This window comes from Streptococcus sp. SCPM-O-B-15294 (M123) (genome assembly GCF_058200455.1).
Genome location: NZ_JBYQGU010000036.1, coordinates 1 through 245, shown reverse-complemented (window position 1 = coordinate 245; position 245 = coordinate 1). Strand labels below are relative to the sequence as shown.

Genomic DNA, 245 nt, shown 5'->3' with positions numbered 1-245 from the left:
CACCTCAAGTCAACCGATCCTACAACAGGTAAGGTCATCGAAGGTGATAAGAACGTTACTTACGTCTATAAACTCAAAGAAGAACCTAAGGGTAACGTTTATGTTCACTATGTAGATACAGAAGGCAAGACCATCAAGTCAGATGTGACCGATGAAGACGCTCAACCAGTGGATAAAGACTACGATACAGTTGTAGATAATCGCCCACAAGAGATTACATTCGAAGGCAAGACTTACGAATTGGT

Annotated in this window: 1 protein-coding gene; it reads left to right on the top strand. The window is 41.6% G+C overall.

Annotated elements, in window-relative coordinates; genetic code table 11:
• Nucleotides 1–245, top strand: a 245-nt coding sequence (locus tag AC3E8G_RS10315) for a MucBP domain-containing protein (protein ID WP_490677654.1), incomplete at both ends; no start/stop codon positions are given.